Origin of the sequence: Psychrobacter sp. 28M-43, from assembly GCF_014770435.1 — a bacterium.
GTDB lineage: Bacteria > Pseudomonadota > Gammaproteobacteria > Pseudomonadales > Moraxellaceae > Psychrobacter.
On sequence record NZ_CP061739.1, the window covers coordinates 1 to 24,922 of the forward strand.

General features: G+C 42.3%; 18 protein-coding genes. 13 read left to right on the plus strand and 5 right to left on the minus strand.

Annotated elements, in window-relative coordinates; genetic code table 11:
* The 5 genes from dnaA (at position 1) to IEE84_RS00025 (ending at position 8,002) form a co-directional block, all read left to right on the plus strand.
* Positions 1-1,440, plus strand: a complete 1,440-nt coding sequence (gene dnaA / locus IEE84_RS00005) for a chromosomal replication initiator protein DnaA (RefSeq protein WP_191114447.1) — start codon at positions 1-3, stop codon at positions 1,438-1,440.
* Positions 1,441-1,600: 160 nt separating this feature from the next.
* Positions 1,601-2,776, plus strand: coding sequence for a DNA polymerase III subunit beta (gene dnaN, locus IEE84_RS00010; protein ID WP_191114448.1), 1,176 nt, complete (start codon positions 1,601-1,603; stop codon positions 2,774-2,776).
* A 138-nt stretch (positions 2,777-2,914) separates the two neighbouring features.
* Positions 2,915-4,126, plus strand: coding sequence for a DNA replication/repair protein RecF (recF, locus tag IEE84_RS00015; RefSeq protein ID WP_191114449.1), 1,212 nt, complete (start codon positions 2,915-2,917; stop codon positions 4,124-4,126).
* 510 nt (positions 4,127-4,636) lie between these two features.
* Positions 4,637-7,252 (plus strand): DNA topoisomerase (ATP-hydrolyzing) subunit B, encoded by a 2,616-nt coding sequence (gene gyrB / locus IEE84_RS00020; protein WP_191114450.1) that lies wholly within the window; start codon positions 4,637-4,639, stop codon positions 7,250-7,252.
* 126 nt (positions 7,253-7,378) lie between these two features.
* Complete coding sequence (locus IEE84_RS00025; RefSeq protein ID WP_191114451.1) at positions 7,379-8,002, plus strand: manganese efflux pump MntP; 624 nt, start codon at positions 7,379-7,381, stop codon at positions 8,000-8,002.
* A 93-nt stretch (positions 8,003-8,095) separates the two neighbouring features.
* Here the strand turns inward: IEE84_RS00025 and rlmF are convergent, their stop codons facing one another.
* Together rlmF and IEE84_RS00035 are read right to left on the minus strand one after the other, a co-directional pair.
* The gene (rlmF, locus tag IEE84_RS00030) at positions 8,096-9,133 is read right to left on the minus strand and encodes a 23S rRNA (adenine(1618)-N(6))-methyltransferase RlmF (RefSeq protein WP_191114452.1); all 1,038 of its coding nucleotides are present in this window, start codon (positions 9,131-9,133) and stop codon (positions 8,096-8,098) included.
* A gap of 87 nt (positions 9,134-9,220) precedes the next feature.
* Positions 9,221-9,976, minus strand: coding sequence for a LysE family translocator (locus IEE84_RS00035; RefSeq protein ID WP_191114453.1), 756 nt, complete (start codon positions 9,974-9,976; stop codon positions 9,221-9,223).
* Between the two features lie 229 nt (positions 9,977-10,205).
* On the opposite strand from IEE84_RS00035, the gene IEE84_RS00040 reads away from it, so the two are divergent.
* Positions 10,206-11,006, plus strand: coding sequence for a crotonase/enoyl-CoA hydratase family protein (locus IEE84_RS00040; protein WP_191114454.1), 801 nt, complete (start codon positions 10,206-10,208; stop codon positions 11,004-11,006).
* 194 nt (positions 11,007-11,200) lie between these two features.
* Here IEE84_RS00040 and IEE84_RS00045 read toward each other — a convergent pair whose 3' ends face one another.
* Positions 11,201-12,019, minus strand: a complete 819-nt coding sequence (locus IEE84_RS00045) for a hypothetical protein (protein WP_191114455.1) — start codon at positions 12,017-12,019, stop codon at positions 11,201-11,203.
* Between the two features lie 366 nt (positions 12,020-12,385).
* Between IEE84_RS00045 and IEE84_RS00050 the strand changes: the two genes are divergently transcribed.
* The 3 genes from IEE84_RS00050 to IEE84_RS00060 all read left to right on the plus strand — a co-directional run bounded on the left by IEE84_RS00050 (position 12,386) and on the right by IEE84_RS00060 (position 16,706).
* Entirely contained in the window at positions 12,386-13,543 is a 1,158-nt protein-coding gene (locus IEE84_RS00050; protein ID WP_191114456.1) for a MalY/PatB family protein, read from the plus strand.
* Between the two features lie 221 nt (positions 13,544-13,764).
* Positions 13,765-15,375 (plus strand): glutamine-hydrolyzing GMP synthase, encoded by a 1,611-nt coding sequence (gene guaA / locus IEE84_RS00055; protein WP_057757585.1) that lies wholly within the window; start codon positions 13,765-13,767, stop codon positions 15,373-15,375.
* Between the two features lie 188 nt (positions 15,376-15,563).
* On the plus strand, positions 15,564-16,706 hold the full coding sequence (locus IEE84_RS00060; RefSeq protein ID WP_191114457.1) for an SH3 domain-containing protein: 1,143 nt from the start codon (positions 15,564-15,566) through the stop codon (positions 16,704-16,706).
* Between the two features lie 93 nt (positions 16,707-16,799).
* Here IEE84_RS00060 and IEE84_RS00065 read toward each other — a convergent pair whose 3' ends face one another.
* Entirely contained in the window at positions 16,800-17,804 is a 1,005-nt protein-coding gene (locus tag IEE84_RS00065) for a YhdH/YhfP family quinone oxidoreductase (RefSeq protein WP_191114458.1), read from the minus strand.
* A 192-nt stretch (positions 17,805-17,996) separates the two neighbouring features.
* Entirely contained in the window at positions 17,997-18,974 is a 978-nt protein-coding gene (locus IEE84_RS00070) for a zinc-binding dehydrogenase (RefSeq protein ID WP_191114459.1), read from the minus strand.
* 979 nt (positions 18,975-19,953) lie between these two features.
* Between IEE84_RS00070 and IEE84_RS00075 the strand changes: the two genes are divergently transcribed.
* The 4 genes from IEE84_RS00075 (at position 19,954) to oppD (ending at position 24,920) form a co-directional block, all read left to right on the plus strand.
* A complete protein-coding gene (locus IEE84_RS00075; protein ID WP_191114460.1) occupies positions 19,954-21,624 on the plus strand; it encodes an ABC transporter substrate-binding protein in 1,671 nt (556 codons plus the stop codon).
* Positions 21,625-21,798: 174 nt separating this feature from the next.
* The gene (gene oppB, locus IEE84_RS00080; protein ID WP_191114461.1) at positions 21,799-22,719 is read left to right on the plus strand and encodes an oligopeptide ABC transporter permease OppB; all 921 of its coding nucleotides are present in this window, start codon (positions 21,799-21,801) and stop codon (positions 22,717-22,719) included.
* A gap of 98 nt (positions 22,720-22,817) precedes the next feature.
* Positions 22,818-23,723 (plus strand): oligopeptide ABC transporter permease OppC, encoded by a 906-nt coding sequence (gene oppC, locus IEE84_RS00085; RefSeq protein WP_224737796.1) that lies wholly within the window; start codon positions 22,818-22,820, stop codon positions 23,721-23,723.
* A gap of 27 nt (positions 23,724-23,750) precedes the next feature.
* A complete protein-coding gene (gene oppD, locus IEE84_RS00090) occupies positions 23,751-24,920 on the plus strand; it encodes an oligopeptide ABC transporter ATP-binding protein OppD (RefSeq protein WP_191114463.1) in 1,170 nt (389 codons plus the stop codon).
* Positions 24,921-24,922: the final 2 nt, after the last annotated feature.

A 24,922-nucleotide genomic window follows, 5' to 3' on the forward strand; every position in this document is an offset into this window, starting at 1 on the left:
ATGATAGACACAGCAAATATTTGGGATAAATGTCTAAACGATTTGCGTTATAACGTCAAAGACAACGTTTTTACTATGTGGCTGAGACCTCTGTCAGCTCATCAAGAAGCACAAACTTTGATTATTCTTGCTCCCAATGATTATTTTGTGACGTATATCAAGAAGAATCATCTTCAAGATATTCAGCAGTTGGTGACCAAACACAGTCAAGGTAGTATTGAAGAGGTCGTCGTACATGTTGATAATGCTGGCCGCAATGCAGAAGATAACAGTCAATCAGGTTCTTTGTTTGTAGAAGACGACGTCTCCCCTACCCCATCCGAACATAAATTTGAATCTATTCATCATAACAATGCAAAAGCAGATATCGACGCGAACATGCGTCATAATGAGCCAGTGGAGTCTGCTGATACAAAATCATTAAGCTATCTGAACCCCGAATTTACTTTTGAAACCTTTGTTACAGGTAAGTCCAATAACTTGGCTTACAAGGCTTGTTATGAGCTTGGTAAGCGCCAATCAAAAAATCGTCACAATCCTTTATTTATATACGGCCCTTCTGGATTGGGAAAAACGCATTTAATGCATTCTGTAGCTCATCGCTATTTAAAAAATAATCAAAGTTTTTATTATTTCACTTCTGAAAAATTTATAAATCAATTAGTTTATTCATTAAGAAATAATAAAATAGAAGATTTTAAAAAGAAAATTAAAAAAGTAGATTTATTAATTGTAGATGATATTCATGTATTGGCAGGAAAGACTAAAAGTAGTAATGAGTTTCTAACATTATTTGCAGATTTTACTAGTGGTGATAAACAACTTATTTTAGCCTCTGATCGACATCCCTCTCAAATGACAGAATTTGATGAACGATTTAGATCACGGTTTTCTTGGGGGTTAACAGTCGCTGTTGATCCTCCTGAAATTGATACTCGTGTACAAATTTTGCAGAAAAAAGCGGCCTCCTACGGTATGGTATTGCCCAAAGAATGTGCGCTATTTATTGCACAAAATGTGGTGTCTAATGTCAGGCGTTTAGAAGGTGCCTTAAATCAAGTGTTTGCCAATGCCAATCTAACAGGTGCACAGATTACCCTTGAGATGGTGCAATACGCACTAAAAGACATCGTTGCAATGCGTGTGCAGGCAGTGAATATGGATAACATCCGTAAGATAGTTGCTGAATACTATGATGTCACGGTCAAAGATATTATGGGGCGTAAACGTACGCGTAGTATTGCAAGACCACGTCAAATAGCGATGGCTTTGTCGCGTGAATTAACAGGCGATAGCTTCCCTGAAATTGGTCAGTCGTTCGGTGGACGCGACCATACGACGGTGATGCACGCTTGCGATAAAGTAAATGAGTTAAGAGCAGCAGATCCTGCATTTGATAAGGATTATAAAACCCTAGCTCTGATGTTACAGGCAGGATAAAAGCGCTAGATATCGTTGTATTCTAGTAAATACAGATGGTTTATAATATCGAAAATACAAGTGCAGAGATGCTCTGTAGATTATCGTCAGCAGACAAGGTATTATTGAGTCATTACGACAAATTTTTATAAAAGAATCATTCAAATAAGAGTAACTAAGCATGCAATTATCGATCAATCGAGAATCGTTACTAAAAGCTATCAATTTGATCGCCAAAGCCGCTGATAAACGCCACAATATGGTTATATTGGGTAATATCAAGCTACAGTTATCAGAATCTGAGCTTATCTTAACAGCGTCAGATCTAGAGGTAGAGCTGACATCGACATTGAAATTGCCTGCTGGTGCTTGTGTAGAAGCAGGTACAACGACGCTTCCTGCAACCAAGCTAAAAGATATTTGTAAATCGCTACCTGCACAGGCGCAAGTTAATCTAGCAACTCAAGCAAATGAGCGTTGTTTGTTAACTAGTGGTAAGAGTCGTTTTACATTAGGAACATTACCAAGCGAAGACTATCCGAGTTTGGGTAACCCTGAAAATATCACCCCTCTGACTATTAGCCGTAATCGTCTAACAGATTTGATTCATAAAACACAGTTTGCAATGGCGATTCAAGATGTACGCTACTACTTAACAGGTATGTTATTTGACGTTTCACAGCAGCAACTGACAACGGTAGCAACAGATGGCCATAGACTGGCATTAGCCCGTAGTGTGATCAATGTAAGCACAGATCTCAATATGCAAGCTATTTTGCCACGTAAGGCAGTGATTGAGCTTGAGCGTTTAGCTTCTGAGCTTGGCAAAATGTTGGGTGATCAGGATAACGTAGTTACCCTAAGTTTTGGCCGAGAATTTCTACAAGTAAGTTTGCCATTTGGCGATGTCGATAGTGCAGGACAGGTCAGCCAAGATCTAATGGTGACATTTACCGCGCGTTTGATTGATGGTAAGTTCCCTGATTATCGCCGTGTGATGCCGATCAATACTGATAAATTGGCTTTATTCAATCAAGAAAAAATGACAGACGTTCTACGTCGTGTTGCTATCTTGAGTAATGAAAAATCTCGTGGTGTGGTCTTTAATTTTGCTAGCGATGGTATGGTCGAAGTACGTGCCAACAATGCTGAACAGGATGAAGCAGTCGAGATGATACAAGCTAAGTATCAAGGTGAGCCGATGGAGCTGTCGTTTAACGCTGCGTATCTGCAAGATGTATTAAGCGTTATCCAAGGCGATTTACAAATGCATATGAGCCAATCGAATGCTTCTGTATTGGTCAATCAACTTAACGATGAATTCCATCAGTATGTCATTATGCCAATGCGTATATAATGCGTTTTTCTTTAGAAACAAACAAAATTGAATAGAAGTAGTACGTTTCAAAGAGCTTTATTTTTAGTACTATATATTGATTTTTAATAAACTTTTGCCTGCTAAACTAGCAGGCTTTAATGGGCGGCTGTCGATACTATGATTGAACGTCTACAAATATCCCATCTTAGAAACCTTACTCAAATTAGCCTAGAGCCTGCTGCTTGCAACATCATTATCGGTGAAAATGGTAGTGGTAAAACCTCGTTACTCGAAGCTATATTTTTATTATCAAGAGGTAAGAGCTTTCGTCATCACCAGCCCAAACGTTATATCCAGCATCATCAAAATAAGACAACTGTTCATGCTAAGCTAAATGATAGTCGTACTTTAGCTATTCAAAAGCAAGCAGATGCTACGACCATCTTACGCCTCAATCAAACCACTGTTTATAACCAAAGTATCTTGACAGAGCAGCTACCTACGTTACTGATAGATCCATCGACAATGGATATGTTGGAGCAGGGAAGTGCGAGCCGTCGACAACTATTAGATTGGTTAGTGTTTCACATGAAACAAGGATTTCATCCACAATGGATGGCTTATCAACGCCTCCTAAAACAGCGCAATAGTTTGCTAAAAGTCACTCGTCACTTAACCCAAGTACAGCTAGCTGAGCTGAAATCATGGGATAAAGGGTTGAGTAATCATGCTGCCTTGATTCATCATTATCGCGAGCAAGTATTTACTGAATGGCAGCCTTATTTTGCCAAGAGTATCATACAGCTATTGCCATCTTACGCTGAGCAACTGAGCCTAAGCTATAATGCTGGTTACGATACCAGTGTTGCGCTAGATGTGCAGCTTAACGAGCGGTTAGAGCAGGATCTGCAACTGGGGTACACCCGTATAGGTAATCATCGTGCTGATATTCATGTGCATTGGCGTTCTGATGAGTCTGTAAACGATCAAATTAAAGATGCCAGAACAGCGGATTCAGCAAATAGTATCCAAAACAAATTACCAACTTTGAAAGAGCAGGCAGCAAATGTATTGTCTCGCGGTGAAAAGAAACTGCTCATTACTGCACTGCGCCTATCGCAGCTACCACTGTTGCTAAACGATGAAGAGCGCAGTAACTCACTCAATGATGATTTGTCATCGAGAGCGACACCTGTTGTGCTTCTAGATGATATCACTGCAGAATTGGATAATAGAGCTATAGAAATACTGCTATCGACCCTCGCGCAACTCCCATGCCAAGTATTTATGACCAGTCTAACAGACGATATTTTACCTTTAGTTAATGAACTTTGGTCACAACCAAATACGTTTCACGTGAAACAAGGTAGGATGTCACTTAGTGATTAATATCTTATTTTCAATTCATACTCCTGATGATTATCAATCTATTTTTATCTCTTATTCTTTGGTACTACAGCCATTACTATTTGTCCTAACCGTTACTATGTTAAGACGACCTTTCACAGACCATAAAACTCTCAGTAAACAGTGACTTAGAAGCAAAAAAATGTTAAAATAACCCTTTATTTTTGTCCTGTGCTCAGCAATTTATTTGACAGCATCATAGAAAAGATTTCTATTTTTCAATTATTCATAAGTATTTGATAAATATGTATTTTATTTATTTCAATAGTTTTAACAACGGTTAGAAAAACAAAGACTATTACTAATAAATAATTTATTAATTTTATCTCTGTGCGGCCTTTTTTGAGGCTAACGGTGGTTAGTGGTTTAGCTGCTCATATGCACTTTAGATTATGAATAATAGACGTTAATTCTAAGATGCCACTATGTAGCGGACTTTTTATAAGTCCGCTAATCGTAAATGGCTGATTATGGCTAGATTAAGGAATGTACATGAGTGATTCATTACCTATTAACCACGAGCAATTGATAGACGACAGTACTAATGAAGCAGCTGTGCCTACGGTAGTTTCAGAAGTATTGCCTTCTGATTATAGTTCTAAAGATATTCGCGTATTGCGTGGGTTAGAGGCCGTACGTGTGCGTCCTGGTATGTATATCGGTGATACCGATGATGGCACAGGCTTGCATCATATGGTCTTTGAGGTAGTGGATAACTCTATCGATGAGGCGCTTGCTGGTCACTGTGATCAGATTGATATCGTTATTCACGAAGATGAGTCTGTCAGTGTGATGGATAACGGTCGCGGTGTGCCTGTTGATATCCACCCAGAAGAGGGTGTATCAGCGGCGCAGGTTATTATGACGGTCTTGCATGCAGGTGGTAAGTTCGATGACAATAGCTATAAAGTGTCAGGTGGCTTGCACGGTGTGGGGGTATCAGTAGTTAACGCTCTGTCTCAAAAGCTTGAGATGAATATCTGGCGTGAAGGCTATCATTATCATCAGACTTATACTGATGGCGTACCTGATAGCGATATCCAACAGATGGAAGCAACCGATCAGACGGGTACACAAATCCGTTTTTATCCTAGCAGTGATGTGTTTACTGGTACGATCTTTGAGTACGATATCTTAGCAAAACGCTTACGTGAGCTATCATTTTTGAACTCTGGTGTGCGTATTGTTTTGACTGATGAGCGTATTGATAAACGTCATGAGTTTGAGCATAAAGGTGGCTTGCTAGAGTTTGTTAGCTATATCAATGCTGGTAAAGACGGTATCAATGAAGTATTCCATTTTACTAGTCAACAAGATGATGGTATTAGCGTAGAAGTCGCGCTACAGTGGACAGATACGTATAACGAAAAAGTATTGTGCTTCACCAACAATATCCCGCAAAAAGATGGTGGTACTCACTTATCTGGTTTCCGTTCAGCATTGACGCGTTGCTTGAACAGTTATATGGATCGTGAAAACTTATTCAAAAAAGAGAAAGTAGCCGCAACGGGTGATGATGCTCGTGAAGGGTTGACCGCAATTGTCTCTGTAAAAGTACCAGATCCGAAGTTCTCAAGTCAGACCAAAGATAAGCTAGTATCAAGCGAAGTGAAATCTGCTGTTGAATCAGCCATGCATGATAAGTTCAATGACTACCTGCTAGAGAATCCAGGTGCTGGTAAAGCCATTGCTAACAAGATTATCGATGCAGCGCGTGCACGTGATGCGGCTCGTAAAGCGCGTGAAATGACGCGTCGCAAGACCACTTTGGATATTGCAGGTCTGCCTGGTAAGTTAGCCGATTGCCAAGAAAAGGATCCAGTATTATCTGAACTATACATTGTGGAAGGTGACTCTGCAGGTGGCTCAGCTAAACAAGGTCGTAGTCGTAAAACACAAGCAATCTTGCCACTAAAAGGTAAGATTCTAAACGTCGAGCGTGCGCGCTTTGACAAGATGCTATCGTCTGCTGAAGTGGGTAACCTGATTACTGCATTAGGTTGTGGTATCGGTCCTGATGAGTACAACCCTGACAAAGTACGCTACCACAAAATCATCATTATGACCGATGCCGATGTTGATGGATCGCATATTCGTACGTTGCTATTGACGTTCTTCTTCCGTCAAACGCCTGAATTAATCGAGCGCGGCTATGTATATATTGCTCAGCCACCGCTATACAAAGTAAAAAAAGGTCGTCAAGAGTTATATCTCAAAGATGACGAAGCGCTTAAAGCGTATCTATTGTCTTCAACGATTGACAATACCAAGCTGCATATCAGTGCTGATGCGCCTGCGATTACTGGTCAAGCGCTTGAGACACTGCTTAACGACTATAACCAAACGCAGTTGATCAAAGCACGTCTGCAGATTCGTTTCCCAGCGGTAATTTTAGACGCATTGACGCATACGCCGAAACTTAGCACTGACATGACTTATGATGAGTCTGCCATGCAGGACTGGAAAGCAGCGATGCAGACTAAGCTTGATCACTTCGGTAGCGATCTAAGCCCTGAGATTGAATTGGTTAATATCCATGCGCCGCAGCCAAAAAATATGGATGCAGCCGCAGCAGATTTATTGGGTATGACGCCAGTAGTAGGTACTGAAGAAGGCGAAGCGTCAGATAGTGAGGCTTTATCTACCAAGGCACAGTGGCTACCACGCGTCACGGTATACGTGCATCAACTGGCACACCATTATTTGTTAGATGCTAGCTTTATCAACTCTGGTGAGTATGGCAAGTTGCTACGTTTATCAAGTGAATGGAATACATTGCTTGAGAGCGACGCCTTTATCCGCCGTGAAGCAAGTGCGGGCACAACAAAAGATATCCCAGTACGCGACTTCGATTATCTATGGCAACAAATGATGCTCGATGCGCGTCGTGGTCTAGCTATCCAGCGTTACAAAGGTCTAGGCGAGATGAATGCCGATCAGCTGTGGGATACAACGATGGATCCTGAAAATCGTCGTATGCTACGCGTTACTATCGAAGATGCTATCGCCGCTGACCATATGTTTACTTGCTTGATGGGTGATCACGTTGAACCGCGTCGTATCTTCATTGAAGAGAATGCGCTAACAGTATCGAACCTAGATATCTAAACTTGAAACTGGTTACTGACAATTTATAAAAATACCGCTTTGATATTCAAAGCGGTATTTTTGTTTCACGTGAAACTCATTTATTAGCGTTGCTATTACTTAATAATTATAATTTGTGGGAATCAAATGGTTGAAGTAATTCTACTCGCTATTGCTTTAGCGATGGATGCGTTTGCAGTGTCGATAGGGTCGGGTGCTAAGGCTCAAAAATACAGTCATCAATATGTATTGCGATTAGCTATTTATGCTGCGCTGTACTTTGGTATCGCTCAGGGGATAATGCCGCTTATTGGATACTTATTAGGTGCGGCAATGTTGGGTTGGTTGGCCGCTGCTGCACCTTGGATTGGCGGCACTATATTGATTGCTCTAGGTGGGAAAATGCTTTATGAAGTGTTTACTGCTGATGAGTCAGATACTGACAGTGATGATCTGGACGTCAATGATGATGCTATTAACACTGATAGTGATACAGTAACAGCCACGAGTAACCATGGACGTATCAATCACCGCACTATGTTTACGTTAGCAGTTGCCACTAGTATTGATGCAATGGCGGCAGGGTTTACGCTGAATTTATTGTCACTGAATGCGTGGTTAGCTTGCTTAATTATCGCTGTAGTAACTGCTATATTTGGCTGGATCGGGGTCTATCTGGGACGTCGCTCAGGCACATGGCTAGAGGATAAAGCTGAAGCATTGGGAGGTATCGTGCTTATTTCGATTGGTCTAAAAGTGATGTTTTTTTAGCTAATTTAGTTTTTTACTGAGTATTTATACAAAAGCACCGCTTTGAATATCAAAACGGTGCTTTTTTGTTTCACGTGAAACTCAAATCAGTGATTATTCTTCGTCAGTGTCAAAACGCCAAGCTAATACACGAGTGCTTTTTTGACCTTGGCTCATCTCGATAATACGCATTTGAGCGACGTTTAGCTGCTTTAATAATAATTGCAATGGCTTAACGTTTTCAGATTTCGACACTAAAGTAGTAAACCAACCAACGTGTTCTGCAAAGCTCTGGCTTTCTTTTGCCATCTTGGTCAAGAACGCAATTTCGCCACCTTCACTCCATAGCTCTTTGTGCTGACCGCCGAAGTTTAGGTTTTGCGCAGCGTTGCCTGATTTGGTTGAACTACGGCTGATTTGCTCGCTTTCATTTTTACCACGATGACGCTGCAAGTTATGTTGTTTGCGACTATTGGCTTCCATCGCTTCTTCTAATGAAGCATGAAACGGAGGGTTACAAACCACGACATCAAAATAATCTTGACGACCAATGATGTTTTTAAAGATAAACTTAGGCTCAGGCTGCAGCTTTACTTTGACCGCACTCTTTAGTTTTGGATTAGCTTCACAAATCAGCGCTGCGGTGTTGACTGAGATAGGGTCAATGTCACTTGCTGTAAAGCGCCAGCCATAGCTTTGACTACCAACGATAGGGTAGATAGCACTGGCACCAGTACCGATATCAAGGGCGTGAATTTCTTTACCTGTTGGCGGTGTGTTATCGGCGTTTAGGTGAGTGGTTTGCGCCAGTAAATCCGCGATATAGTGAATATAATCGGCACGTCCAGGAATAGGCGGACATAGATAACCTTCAGGAATGTCCCAAAATTTAACCCCGTAATAGTTCGCCAACAGTGCTTTATTTAGCACGCGAACAGCCTGATGATCCGAGAAGTTAATCGTCGACTCACCTTTAGGATTGGTAATGGTATGGTCAGCAAGCTCGGGTAAGGCGCGAGTCAATACCGCAAAGTCATAACGACCTTGGTGCGGGTTACGTGGGTGCAGCTGACCGAGTTTTTTCGCGGTCGCAGGAGATCTGTTTCTGTGTTTACTATTTGCAGGGTTACGGGTCATGGGCTTACTTGTCATAATGTCAGGCTACGATATATGGATATAAGTAACCAGTGTAGCAGATTTCGCAGGTTGCTAATTGTTTATCCGCGCTTTATCGGTCGCTTATCGGTGACGTAATATCAAGTTAAGTCCTAATACGATCATCGCAGTACCCAATACGCGGTCGATCCAATGCTCAAATTTTTGGAAGCGTCGATGTACCGCAGGGATAGAGAGTAGCATGACGACCGTACTAAACCACGCCATCTGTAGCACCATCATCCATACACCATAAATAGCCAATTGCCAAAGCGGTATATCAGGCGACAATACAAGAGTAAAAATAGCTACAAAATAGACAGGCGCTTTTGGATTAAAGACGTTACAAAGGAATCCGCGACGCAACGTAGCAAAGGTTGACTCACTATTGCTAGGCGATTTTTCGATAGTGGTGTCTTTAACTAGAGATGTGGTCTGGCTAGTAAGCGCATCTTGCGAAGTGTGAGTGCTTGAACCTACTTGTGAATCTGCTTTTTCTAAAGCATGTGTTTTTTCTAAAAGATGAGCTGTTTCTAAATCTGCTGGTTTTTTAGGCTTGGCTTGGATACCTTGCCAACCTAAATAAATCAGATAGCCGCCACCCAACCATTTAATAGTAGTCAATAATGGCTGTGAATGAGCAATGACAGTCGCCAGTCCTAATACAGAATAGATAATATGGACGGCAAGACCCAAGGTAATACCGAGACTACAAATCAAACCTGTGCGTCGGCCTTTTGCTAATGTCTGCTGCGAGACTAAGACAAAATCAGGGCCAGGTGAGGCCGCAGCCAATAGATGTACGCTAGTGATGAGTAAAAAACCGTGCCAAAATTCCATAAAATACTCTGAACCATATTTAGACCTGCAACATAGTTGCACTTATCGTAAATGAGGTCAACTTTTATCGATTTTTGCACTATGCGAGTCATCTCTATGGCTTGTGTTATAGAACGAGGGTGTCTATATTAAAGGTGACTTATCACTCAATCTCTACCGATAAATTATCGAGATTTGACTATATAACCACTCATTATATGCCAATGATTACTTTAACAAGGATGGAACCATGACTACGGATAGTAACGCCACAGAAAACCGCATCACTTATAATACGCAAGGCCACGTATGCCTTGTCGGGCTAAATCGTGCCAACAAACGCAACGCCTTTGACAGTCATATGATTGCCCAACTGTCTGACGCCATGACTCGCTACGAGGCAGACGATAACTTACGCTGTGCGCTGATATTTGCGCATGGAGATCACTTTACCGCTGGGTTAGATTTGGTAGAGCTACAAGATAAGCTAAACGATGGCGTGTTTGAGTTTAATGACGATCAAATTGACCCATGGGGCATTAGCGGGAAACTACGTACCAAACCTGTGGTCGTGGCGGTCAAGGGCACTTGCTTCACCGTGGCTATCGAGCTGATGCTAAACAGTGATGTGGTTATCGCTAGTGATAACTGTAACTTTGCACAAATGGAAGTCCAGCGCGGTATCATGCCATTTGGCGGTGCAACGGTACGCTTTGTCGCCGCTGCTGGCTGGCAAAAAGCCATGCCGTATCTACTCACTGGTAAAGCATTCGATGCGCAAACGGCCGATAGGCTGAATTTGGTCAGTGAAGTAGTAGCAAATGGGACTGAGTACGAGCGTGCATTAACGTTGGCAGAAGAAATCTGTAAAGCGGCACCTTTAGGCGTGAGAGGGGCATTGTCTTCAGCACAAGATGCCAGCCGTAATGGGGCAGCGACTGCATTGGCTAATATCCATAGCTATCTGCCGCCGCTGTTTCATTCAGAAGATGCCAAAGAAGGTGTAATGGCGATGGTTGAGAGACGTGAGGCGGAGTTTAAGGGGCGTTAATATTAATAAAGTTTAAGAGTTGTTTCTCGTACGCAAAAGATAAAAGGACGATATGTGCACTTACCTTTTAAACTTCCGTAAAAGTCCTATTTAACCAAACATACCACCAAAAAAAACCTCGCAATCGCGAGGTTTTTTTATTTTATCGAGTATGACTGACTACAATAGCGTCAGTGTTGACCACTCAACTATAATTATTTAGCTGACTTATAGTAGTCAACCATCATCGTACCTAAAGTGCCGTTATTATCGATCGTGACGATTCTGACCGTACCTGATTGTGCTGCAGTACTCGACTGCACTTGTCCAGCGTTACCTAAGACGACTTGGTTGTCTTTAGACGCCTTTGCCTCGTTACCGATAGCGATACTGTTCATGCCGCCTGCCATAGATTTATTACCGACCGCCACCGAAGTTGCACCTTGTGCTGCTGCCGCTTCACCGACAGCGGTAGAGCGCATACCACTTGCATTGGCTAGATGACCAAATGCTTGTGCGCGTTCAGCGGTAGCTTTTGACTGCCAACCGATAGAGGTTGAGCCTAGACCAGCGGCATTAGCTTCACCGCCTACGGCTGTTGCTGAATTTAGACCTGCATTGGCTTTATTCCCGACAGCAACTGTATCATTATTGCCACCTGCCATAGCTGCCTCACCGACAGCGGTAGAGCGTACACCACTTGCATTGGCTAGATGACCAAAAGCTTGTGCACGTTCGGCAGTGGCTTTTGATTGCCAACCAATAGAGGTTGAGCCTAGACCAGCAGCGTTCGCTTGACCGCCAACGGCAGTAGCTGAGTTTAATCCTGCATTGGCCTGACTACCAATGGCAACGGTATCATTGGTGCCGCTAGTTGTGGCAGCATTGCCGAGAGTGATGGCGGTGCTGCTAGCTGCGTTTGCAGTCTGATGGTCAGTTCCTGTTGCCATAGCAGTGCAAGAAGCAGTTGCGGCAATGGCAAAGGTAAGGGCACTAATCTTTAGTACTGATTTCGGTAAAAAGTCCATTTTCATTCTTTATTCCTTTTTGTTAGCCTTGATGGCTTATTAGATAGTTTAGGTAGATGTTGATAGATTATAATCATGGCAACATCAGCGCACTCTGGCACAAATAACTTTATGATAGATAGAGTCCGAAACCTTAATGTAGCATTATTTTTTAATCATTATTAAAACAATGTTCACTTTATATCTTTGAAGGTTATTTAAGCCGATAAATGGATAATTAGGGTCTAAAAGCACTTTAATTATTTGTAAAAAATCGAATGCGCCTTAATCTACTACAGCAGATAGCGTAGCGTATATTGATAATACAATGCATATATTGCGCTGTGTTTTTGACGTTCCAAACCATTATTGTTCTAAACAAGAAGAGTACCAATGCAATATAACTTTGATGAAATAATCGATAGACGTAATACAGGGTCACTCAAATGGCACTATACCGATGACACGATTGCGCTATGGGTCGCGGATATGGATTTTAAGGCTGCGCAGCCTGTCTTAAATGCAATTGAGCAAACAGTGCAGCATGGCATATTGGGATATACCAATCCTACCGAGGCTTTGTATGACTCGATTATTAACTGGCATGGCCGTCGTTATGACTTGTGGTTAGATAAGCAGGATATTTTATTTTCCCCTGGTGTCGTGCCGAGCTTGGTGCTGATGATGAATGTCTTTACCGAAGTAGGCGACGCGGTACTGGTCAATGATCCTATTTATACACCGTTTATGACCAAGGTTGAGGGCAATGGCCGTAAGCTTGTGCTCTCTGCATTAAAGGAAGTCGAAGGCAAGTATCATCTGGACTTGGTCGATATTGAATCCAAAATAGTCGAACATGATGTTAAGCTTTATCTACTCTGCAATCCGCACAATCCAGGCGGGCGCGTGTGGACGAAAGATGAGCTTGAAGCGGTTCTTTCGATTTGCAAAAAGCACAATGTGGCGATTGTCAGTGATGAGATTCATCAAGATTTGACCTTAACGGGTCACACGTTTATACCGTTTCTAACGCTAGCAAAAGGCTACGAGCACAATGTCGTAAGCCTGACTTCGATGACCAAAACCTTTAATATCGCAGGTATCAAAGGCTCGATGATATTTGCTAAAGATAAGGTACTAATCAAAAAAATCAGTCAGCAGCAGCAATTAAATGATGAATACGAGCTGAACCTATTTGCGTATACAGCTATGCGTAGTGCTTACGAGCACGGCGGTGAGTGGCTAGAGCAAGCGCTTAGTTATATCGAAGCCAACATTGAGTTGACGGTGCAGTTTTTAAATGAGCATTTGCCTGATATTAAAATCATGCACCCAGAAGCATCGTACCTAATTTGGCTAGATTGTTCAGCATATAGCCAAGACGATCAGGCGCTGTATGATGCGCTTAGAGCTGCTAAAGTTGAGCTAAACGCCGGTATTAAATATGGCGAAGAAGGACATTTAAAGATGCGCCTAAATGTGGCCTGCCCTAAAGAAATATTGAGGGAAGGGTTGACTCGCATTCATGCAGCGTTGAGTGATGCTACGTAGTAAACTTAGCAAATGGCTGATGAACAGAGAGGAAGATAGTTTCCTCATAACTGGGTTTACTGTCTACTTTTTGCTTATTTTTGTCATTGCTTAGAGGGTAATTATATAAATTGAGGGTATGCGCGAATAATAATCGCGAATAATCGAACATCTAATAGCCAATAGAGGGCGTAAACTTGTTAAAATAGGGCACCAATTTATCTATTGATGGATATCGATTTATGACCACTGCTGCTGCCACTCCTGCAATCAAAGAAGATCGCATCTTAATCCTCGATTTTGGCTCGCAATATAGCCAGTTAATCGCTCGCCGTGTGCGCGATTCTGGGGTGTTTTGTGAGATGTTCCCTTATGATATCGACACTCAGCGCATCATCGATTTTGGCGCAAAAGGCGTCATCTTGTCAGGTGGCCCTGAGAGCGTCCACGCAGAAAACAGCCCACGTATCAACGATGCGGTATTTGATCTAGGCGTGCCAGTACTAGGTATCTGCTACGGTATGCAAGCAATGGCAGATCGTTTCGGCGGGCAAGTTCATGCCAGTGATATTCATGAGTTTGGCGCGGCGACTATCGAAGTAAATGGTCACTCGCAGCTGACTGACGGTATCGAAGACAGCAAGACTGACGGCGCGGCTGCCAAGCTAAACGTTTGGATGAGTCATGGTGACAAGGTCATCGAAGTACCTGAAGGCTTCGACATCATTGCTAGTACGCCAAGCTGTCCAATCGCGATTATGGCCAATGATGATAAGCAATACTACGGCCTACAGTTCCACCCAGAGGTCACGCATACGTTACAAGGTCAAGCGCTGCTTGGTCGTTTCGTGCATCAAATCTGTGAATGTGCAGGTGAGTGGACGCCAGACAATATCGCTGATATGCGTATCGCACAGTTAAAAGAGCAAATCGGTGACAAGCAAGTATTACTAGGTCTATCGGGCGGTGTTGATAGTTCAGTCGTTGCCGCGCTATTGCACAAAGCAATCGGCGATCAGCTGACTTGTGTGTTCGTTGATAACGGTCTATTGCGTTTGCATGAAGGCGACCAAGTCATGCAAATCTTTGCAGAAAACATGGGTGTGAAAGTCATCCGCGTCGATGCCGAAGACTTGTTTTTAGATGCGCTAGCAGGCGAGTCTGACCCAGAGAAGAAACGTAAAATCATCGGCAAGACATTCATCGACGTATTCGCTGATAGCGCGCGTCAAGTGAGTGAGCAGAGCGATGGTAAAGTCGTTGAGTTTTTGGCACAGGGTACGATTTACCCAGACGTTATCGAATCTGCTAAGTCGCATCAAGGCAAAGCGCATGTGATTAAGAGCCATCATAACGTAGGCGGTTTGCCAGATGATTTGGCATTTAAACTGATTGAGCCGTTACGTGATTTGTTTAAAGACGAAGTGCGCAAGCTTGGTATTACCTTGGGCCTACCTGCCAAAATGATCTATCGTCATCCGTTCCCAGGTCCAGGTTTGGGCGTACGCATCCTTGGCGAAGTCAAAAAAGAATATGCTGATATTCTGCGTTTGGCTGATGCTATCTTTATGCAAGAGCTTGAGCGCTCAGGCTGGTATGACAAGACGGCACAAGCATTTGCCGTATTCCAACCAATCAAATCTGTCGGCGTGGTCGGCGATGGCCGCCGCTATGCGTGGGTAATCGCGCTACGTGCGGTTGAGACGGTAGACTTTATGACCGCTCGTTTTGCGCATCTGCCGTATGATTTGATCGAGACTGTATCGAACCGCATTATGAATGAAATCGCTGAAGTATCACGCGTGACTTATGATGTGTCGAGCAAGCCACCTGCAACGATTGAGTGGGAATAACATCAAGCCAAAAATCTGATTATTTCAATATAGTAATAAAAAAAACACTCAACTTGGTTGGGTGTTTTTTTTGTTATCCAAAGAAGTAGAAGACAAGTAAATGTTAGTGCTCTATCTCACTAACTATTATGCTATCTTTGGAATTGATTTTGGACAATTAAAAACGGTTCAATAAAAGGAATTCGGAAATGGATGAAGAACCTAGAAAAGAATACAAACTACCATCAATGTTAGAAATGTTCGATAAAGTTCAGAGTCAAATGAACCCGTTATCCTACCAGCTCGAAAAATTAAACAGTATACAAGGGATAGCAAACCAGTATGAGCATCTTAACCCAGCTGTAAATATTGCGGATATTGCAAGAAAAGCTGTTCAACCAGTAGATTTGGCTTCCAGCAATGTTGTAGACCATATTGCAGTAGCAATGAGTGCTCAGTTGAGAGTTCCAGAAGCAATGGCCGTGCAAGATAATTTTCTTGAAATGAAAAAGGGGATGGGTGCCTACAATAATAGTCTCATGTCTGAGAGAGAGAGCCTGATACAAAGTACAGGAGGAACTAGTATATATGAAAATATGATGTCATCAGTAAATCTAATCAGGGATTCGTTAGAACCATATAGAAGCACTTTTGATGCAGTGCGTACCTCATTTGAAGCAAGTGAATCTTTTAAACTTGCAAGAGAGCTACAATCGCAAGTAGTTTTAGCTACTTCCACATTATCAAAATACTCGGATGTTTTTGAGCAGTTTAATTCGTTACGCAATCTTGAGTATTTTCAATCAATATTTGAACTAAATAATTTTCAGTTTGAAGAAGTTGTAAGCATTAATTTAACGCAAGGAGATATAACGAGATTTACAGAAAAACCGATATCTGAAATTGAGTCTGATTTAAGTGATGAAATCAAATCAGGAAAGGGTTTTAGTTTATATTCAGATCAGGATAAGAAATATTTATCTTATATTTACCATTATTATCTACTACCATTATTTTTTGGCTATTTATTTTTAAATATGTCGAATATTCTTCAGGCTAAAGAAGAGTTAAAAGTAATGGAAACTAAGCAGGAAATAAGGTCATTTACAAGATCTTCACATACTACGTTTGACCGTAAAGCATTAAAAGGTCATCGATTTGTTATGGTTAATTTACTTAATTTTCGCGATAGACCTAGTATGAATTCTAACGTGATTGATTCTTTACCGATTGGTACTACTGTAAGGGTTTTAAACAAATCTGAACGCTCGTGGCTTCTTGTAGAAGTCGAAATTAATGGTGAATTAGAGCAAGGTTGGGTTCTAAGACGTTATACAACTTATTTTAAATAATTTAAGTATGAATAAGGCTGTTTCTGAAACCTAAAAAAAGCAGCACCTCAAAAGAGATGCTGCCTTTTATTTATAAGACTAGCTCTTAAAAAACTAACCCTTCACATTCACCACATAACGCCCAACTACTTTGCTCGACATAAAGCGATCTAAGTATTCTGGCGTTTGCTCTAGCGTAATCTCTTCACCATAACTCTCAAGATTAGGGAGTTTCATATCAGTGGCGACACGTTTCCAAATGGCTTCTTTATCAGCCAGCGGAATATAAACCGAGTCGATACCCAGTAAAGATACCGCACGGGTGATAAAAGGTATCACCGACATCGAAAAATCAGCGCCGCTTGCTAGGCCACAACTGGTTACCGCACCGCCAGATTTGGTTTGCTTGAGCAGGTTGGGTAAGTAGTCGCCGCCAATGGTATCAATAGCATTGGCCCATAGCTCACGGCCGACAGGCTTATTACCGATTTCATTGATGGTATCGCGATGACGTACTTCGCTCGCGCCAAGCTCTTTTAGATGTTCGCTTTGCTCTGGTTTACCTGAGAATGCAATTACGTCATAGCCGAGCTGCTTTAAGATAGCAATACTGATCGTACCGACGCCACCTGTTGCGCCTGTTACAGCGACTGGGCCATCACTTGGTTTTGCGCCCATTTTTTCTAGCTTTTGCACACTTAGCGCTGCGGTTAAGCCGCCTGTACCATAGGTCATCGCTTCTTTTAGCGTGAGTGTTTCTGGACAAGCCAGTGCCCAATCTGCTGGGATTGAGATCATCTGACCGAGACCACCATCGGTATCCATACCGAGATCATAGCCGAATACCAATACTTCTTGCCCTACAGTAAACGTGCCTGATTTGTCACTGACGACGACGCCTGCTGCATCGATACCAGGGGTATGCGGGTACTGTTTGGTGATTCGTTTATTACCAGTGGCTGACATCGCATCTTTAAAGTTTAACGATGAATAATGCACTTCGATGAGCAAGTCATTCTCTGGCAAGTCACTGACTTTGCGCTGTTGGATGCTTTTTTTGAATTCACCATCGCTGGTTTCTTCAACGACTAATGCTTTGAATGTTGTATCGTTTGACATGGTTATATCCTTATTAAATATTATTATTTGGGTTGATAGGCAATTGCTTATGAAACTAATTACTTTGAAATAATCATGACAACAGCATGGTTAAAATAAAAAAGCCCATAGTATTATCTAACGAGTAATACAGATGGACTTTTCATATTTATGATGCCTTTAATGACAATCAATGCAAGGTTAGAGTATTGCTTAAGGCTTTAGAATAACTTTACCTTTTTTGCTTGATTGTACTTTTCCAGAGACGGCAGTCGTGATGTCGTCCAGACTATAGATAGCTTCGATAGGTAGCTTTAGGTCGCCGTTCGAAGCGCGCTCTAGTAGCTCATCGATTAGACGTTGTTTGTTTTCTAGATCCATTTCTTGACTGGTTTTGCTACCCCAGAAGCCTTTTACAACGGCTTGCTTAAAGATCAAGCTACCAGCGTCTAATGCCATTGGCTTGCCTGACATGATACCAAATGAGACCAGCGTGCCTTTGCTGCCAAGTAATGATAGTAGCTCGTTGCTCGACTCACCACCGACTGAATCGACGGCTGCTGTAATCTTATCATCACCAATGATAGCGCGAACTTGGTCTTTCCAGTCGTCATCAGCAGTGACGACATTGTTTTTGATACCGAGGGAGGTCAGCTCTTCCATCGCATCTTTACTACGTACAAGGTTGATCGTATTTACACCGCGTGCTGCTGCTAGCATGGCAAGGGTTTTACCGACAGCGCCGTTTGCCGCGTTATGAATAATCCATTGACCTTTATCTACTTCTAGGAACTCTAATAGCATTAGGGCAGATAACGGCATCGCAATCAGCTGGGCAGCCAACTCGTCTTCGATACTATCAGGCATGTTAAATACCATACTGGCAGGGGCGACAAAATACTCTGCCCACGTTTCATGCACACTGGCACACGCCACACGCTGGCCAACACTGAACTCTGTCACATCATCGCCCACGGCATCGATAATACCTAGCGCTTCACTACCACCGATGGCTGGCATCTCAGGCTTATAGCCATATTGACCACTTACCGTTAGCAAGTCATGGTTGTGAATAGGGGAGAGGATGGTTTTGATACGGACTTCGTTGGCTGCTGGCTGTGGCATGGGGCTGTCGCCAACGCTCAATACGTCAGAAGGTTTGCCAAAGCTGTTATGAATAGCACTACGCATGATGATTTCCTTTATCTATTTATGATTTAATTTACGTATAAGTGTATGAATAACCGACTATAAACATCATGTCATTGAGATCATTCATCGATGTATTTTTTCTTCTAGTAGAAACGATACCATGATAATGATGCTTAGAGGTTATCGACTAACAAAGACACTATACTTAAAAATAGACTGGTCGTCTAGGAGTCGGATACATTTGCGCTAACGGGATTTTGTTATAGAAAGCTTGGCTTACATCGGTAATATTCTTTGTGTTACTGCTCACACTGATGTAGAGCTGTTCATGTTATTTGATTTGTGGGATTCAGCAGGATTCTCTAATGAATAGGGCTTTTTAGAGAGAAACTAAAAATAAAAATCATTGGTGACATGACTCAATGAATTATAGCGAATATCTTAATTAATCACCGTGCTACTCAAGGTCGCACTAGAACGTATCACATGAATGGTCTTCCATATGATTATCTAAATTATCAAATGTCTTAAGCTTAATAATAGAATACGATTCCAAGTATTAGTTCGTAAGCACTATAAAATGTCAAACATATGTCAGATACAATTTATAACATATGAGTAGCATTTTGACGAGTGATGGGTTTTTTATAAAAAAATCGGTTAAATCTTTGTAGAATTCCGTAAATTAGTATGTTTTTTGTTCATTTTTACTCATTAATAGTATATGCAGATGTTTGACTAAATTCACGTTTTTTCTATGAACTGAAAAATTGTTGACATTGATAACTTTTTTTACTATTACTATTACCAATAGTTTTCTAACACACATTATGAACAGATGGTAGTCATCTAGACAGCCACTACAAACAATCCAGATAATTATGATGATTACAAAGTTACTGGTCAAATTATGGCCTTTAACGACGTAAATAATGCATATGAAAACGATATATTAACTGTAAATGGATTTACTACTAGATTAGTTAATCTGATCGCCACCTGCCTGCTAGGACGCCATATGACCCGCAATTCTGTCTCCCTTCGTACTGCTGTATTTTTACCGACTTCTCTTGTACTTGCCATGTTTATGACAGGGTGTAGTGATAATGCGGCCACTAGTAGTACCAATTCGTCAGCCAATATTGATCCAAACGTACTAGCGGATACTCAAGAGCTGGTCATTAATAATGGAACAGAGCCTGAATCGCTTGATCCACATAAAGTGTCTGGTGTACCTGAGTCTAATATTGGTCGTCAATTATTTGAAGGGCTAACCAATACCGATGCAGACGGTAAAACCATCCCAGGAATCGCAACTGAGTGGGAGAGTCCGGATAACAAAGTATGGACTTTCAAATTACGTGATGCCAAGTGGTCAAATGGCGATCCGGTTACTGCGCAAGACTTTGTCTATAGCATGCGCCGCCTAGTCGATCCAAATACAGCGTCGCCTTATTCAAGCTATTTGGTTGATGCTAAAGTAGTTGGTGCTGATAAAATCGTTGAAGGTGCTGCAGGTATAGATACGCTTGGAGTAAAGGCAATCGATGACAAAACTCTGCAGGTCACTTTGTCAGAGCCAGTGCCTTATTTTCCAGATATGCTTATTCATAATTCCGTCAAACCTGTGCATCAAAAAACAATCGAAGCATTTGGTGATAAATGGACGGATCCTGCCAATATCGTCGTCAACGGCCCTTATAAAGTCAGTAAATGGCAGATTAACGATGAGCTCGTTTTGACACGTAATACCTCTTATTATGACGATGCCAATACAACGCTTGATACAATCACGATGCTACCTATTCCTTCTAGCACAACCGATGTAGCACGCTATCAGGCTGGTGAAGTGGATGTCACTTATAATGAAATTCCAACCGAGCAGTTTGCTTCTTTGAAAGAGAAAAATGGTGATGAGCTCAGAGTTTCACCTTATCTCTGTACCTATTATTACGAGTTCAATACCGTCAAACCTCCTTTCGACAACCCTAAAGTACGTCGTGCCTTAGCCTTGTCACTAGATCGTGACACCATTGCCGATAAGGTTATTGGACAAGGCCAAACAGCGGCTTATCAGCTCACACCTATAGCAGCTAATGGCAAAGTGGAAAACAAACCAGAATGGTCCACGTGGGATAAAGAGAAGCGTATTGCTGAAGCCAAAAAACTACTAAATGAAGCTGGTTACAACGAGAGTAATCCGCTCTCCTTTGAGCTGCTTTACAACACCAATGACAATCATAAAAAGGTCGCAGTTGCCGCCACTTCGTTATGGAAACAAGCGCTCGGTTTCGTCGATGTAACCTTGACCAATAAAGAATGGAAAACCTATCTTGATACACGCCGAAACGGTAACTATCAAATCGCTCGTGCTGGTTGGTGTGCCGACTACAACGAACCTTCAGCATTTTTGAATATTGCCAAATCTGACAATAGCGGTAACTACGGTAAGTACGCCAATGCCAATTTTGATAGCTTAATGGCTCAAACGTTAAAAGCGGGCGTCACGCCTGAGCAACGTGCAAGCTTGTATCAAAAAGCGGAAGCACAGTTAGATCAGGATATGGGGTTACTTAATATCTATCACTATGTCAGCCCTCGTTTGGTAAAACCTTACGTCATCGGCTTTTCAACGAAAGATCCTCTAGACAACTGGCAAGGTAAAGATATCTCTATCGCCAAGCACTGATCATCAAAGAATGACATCCAATAGTCTTATCAGCAGGCGCTATGAAAAGGAGTAATTCCGATTGATAGCGTCCGTCTGCTATGGACCAGAGAAAGTCTGAAAGTGGCGTAAATACTCAAAACGAGCATTTTGAAATCAAGCGTTGTTGTACAGGTAACCTTATAAAGAGGCATTATGCTAAAGCTTATTTTTCGGCGGATTTTAGAAGCCATTCCGACCATGTTTGTTTTGATAACCGTGTCTTTTTTTATGATGCGTTTGGCACCGGGCAGTCCTTTTACTAGTGAGCGTAGTTTGTCGCCAGCAGTATTGGCCAATATCGAAGCCAAATACAATCTCAATGATCCTATGTGGCTGCAATATGTTAATTATCTAAAGCAGCTGGCTCTAGGCGATTTCGGACCATCCTTTAAGTATAAAGACTATACAGTCAATGAATTGTTATCGCAGTCGTTTCCGGTATCAATGGAACTTGGCTTGTATGCTTTTATATTAGCACTGGTGTTGGGGCTTATTCTTGGGGTGATAGCTGCGCTCAAGCAAAACTCTTGGATGGATTATATTCTGATGGCGTTTGCCATGACGGGTGTCGTGATTCCAAGCTTTGTAAAAGCCCCCTTATTGGTATTGGTGTTTGCGATTCTTTTACAGTGGCTGCCAGCTGGTGGCTGGAATGATGGAGCAGTGCGAAACCTGATACTGCCCGTTACAGCTTTAGCATTGGCTTACGTCGCTAGTATTGCACGTATCATGCGTGGCTCGATGATTGAGGTGATGAATAGTCAGTATATCCGTACGGCAAAGTCTAAAGGGTTGCCAATGCGTCGAATCGTGATGAAACATGCGCTCAGACCAGCATTACTACCTGTGATTTCTTATCTTGGTCCTGCATTCGTCGGCATTATCACTGGCTCTATCGTGATCGAGACTATTTTTGGTTTACCAGGTATCGGGCAGTTATTTGTGAATGGTGCGCTGAATCGCGATTATGGTGTTGTGCTTAGTTTGACCATTTTGGTTGGTGTATTGACGATTGCCTTTAACGCCATCGTCGATATTTTATACGCCATTATTGATCCAAAAATCCAGTATTGATATTGGTATTAATGGCCACTTAAAGCACACCGTATAAATGCTAATTATCACTTAAAAATACATATCAGATTCTCAATTAAATGAGTAAAAGGACGACTATGAGCCTGACCGTAGACCAGCCAACCGAGCTTATGGAACTGCCTATTAAAGTGATAAAAGGCCGTAGCCTTTGGCAAGATGCATGGCGCCGCTTTTATCAAAACAAAGCGGCAGTGACGAGCTTTTTTATCCTATTACTCGTCGGTATGTTTGTCATCTTTGTGCCCATGCTAGCACCTTTTGGTTATGCAGAGACTGATTGGAACTTTATGCAATCTGCACCGTCGATTGAAAACAAGCACTATTTCGGTACGGACTCACTCGGTCGTGATTTACTCGTGCGTACAGCAGTCGGCGGGCGAATATCACTATTGGTAGGTATCGCTGGTGCAACGGTGGCGGTATTGGTTGGTACGGTGTATGGCGCAACGTCAGGCTATCTAGGCGGCAAAGTAGATATGATTATGATGCGCTTTTTGGAGATTCTAAGCGCCTTTCCATTTATGTTCTTTGTGATTTTGCTAGTGACGATATTTGGTCGTAACCTTATTTTAATTTTCGTCGCTATCGGCTTAGTCTCTTGGCTGGATGTCGCTCGTATCGTCCGTGGTCAGACGCTGAGCCTGAAGAGTAAAGAGTTTATAGAAGCGGCGCACGTTGGTGGGGTGTCAGGGTTTAACATTATCCTGCGTCATATCGTGCCCAACGTGCTTGGCGTGGTGGTGGTTTATGCCTCATTACTAGTACCGACGATGATTTTATTTGAGTCATTTTTGAGCTTTTTAGGGCTTGGTGTACAAGAGCCAATGACCAGCTGGGGTGCGCTACTACAGGAAGGCTCGCAAACGATGCAAGTCGCTCCTTGGCAGATTTTGATTCCCTCGGCTTTCTTAGTCATTACTTTATTTTGCTTTAACTTTATTGGCGATGGTCTGCGTGATGCGTTTGACCCCAAAGACCGCTAGACTCAAGCTCGCTAGGAGAACAACATCATGTCAATGCAAGATAGCAATAGCGCACCTGAGAAAATAGACTCTACTGTTCGTAAAGTGGGCGCTGACTCAGTGCTCAATACCCAAGCCCATCAGGCTAAACAAGTCAGTCAAGAAAGCAGCTTATTAGCGGTTAAAGATTTATCTGTGCAATTTAAAACCGAAGATGGACTTGTAACCGCAGTGAATGGTTTGAACTTTAATCTGCATGATGGTGAGACGTTGGGTATCGTTGGTGAGTCAGGCTCTGGCAAGTCACAGACGGCGTTCGCTATCATGGGTTTGCTGGCAAAGAACGGCCGAACCAAAGGCTCAGTAAAATTTGAAGGCAATGAGCTATTAGGTTTATCGCAAAAAGCATTGAATAAGATTCGTGCTGAGCAAATCGCTATGATCTTTCAAGATCCGATGACCTCACTCAATCCTTATATGAAAATAGGCGATCAGCTTGCTGAGGTGTTGATTCTGCATAAGGGTATGAGCAAAAAAGATGCGTGGGCGGAGTCGATATGTATGTTAGATGCGGTCAAAATTCCTGAGGCAAAAAAACGGATTGGTATGTATCCGCATGAGTTTTCAGGAGGTATGCGCCAACGGGTAATGATTGCGATGGCGCTGCTCTGTCGCCCTAAATTACTGATTGCCGATGAGCCAACGACAGCACTTGATGTGACCGTCCAAGCACAGATTATGGTGCTGTTAAATGAGCTAAAGCGTGACTTTGGTACCACTATTATTATGATTACTCACGACTTGGGTGTGGTGGCTGGTATCTGTGATCGAGTACTTGTGATGTACGCTGGTCGCACCATGGCATATGGCGAGACGGAAGAGATTTTTTATACACCGACGCATCCTTATACTATCGGGCTATTAAAAGCTATTCCGCGTCTTGATGATGATAAAGGTAAGCTTGAAACCATTCCTGGCAGTCCGCCCAATCTACTGAATCTACCGACTGGCTGTCCTTTTCATGAACGTTGTACGCATGCCATGGATATCTGCCGTGATGTACCACCGCCGCTTGAGTTTTTACCAAATGAGCGTCAACGTGCTTGCTATTGGCATCCTGAGATGCAGATTGATGATGCAGGAGACGTTACCAAGGGTATGGCAACAGATACTGACCCTAAGACTAATATCAATAACCTATCGACATTGGAGGGCTAGGA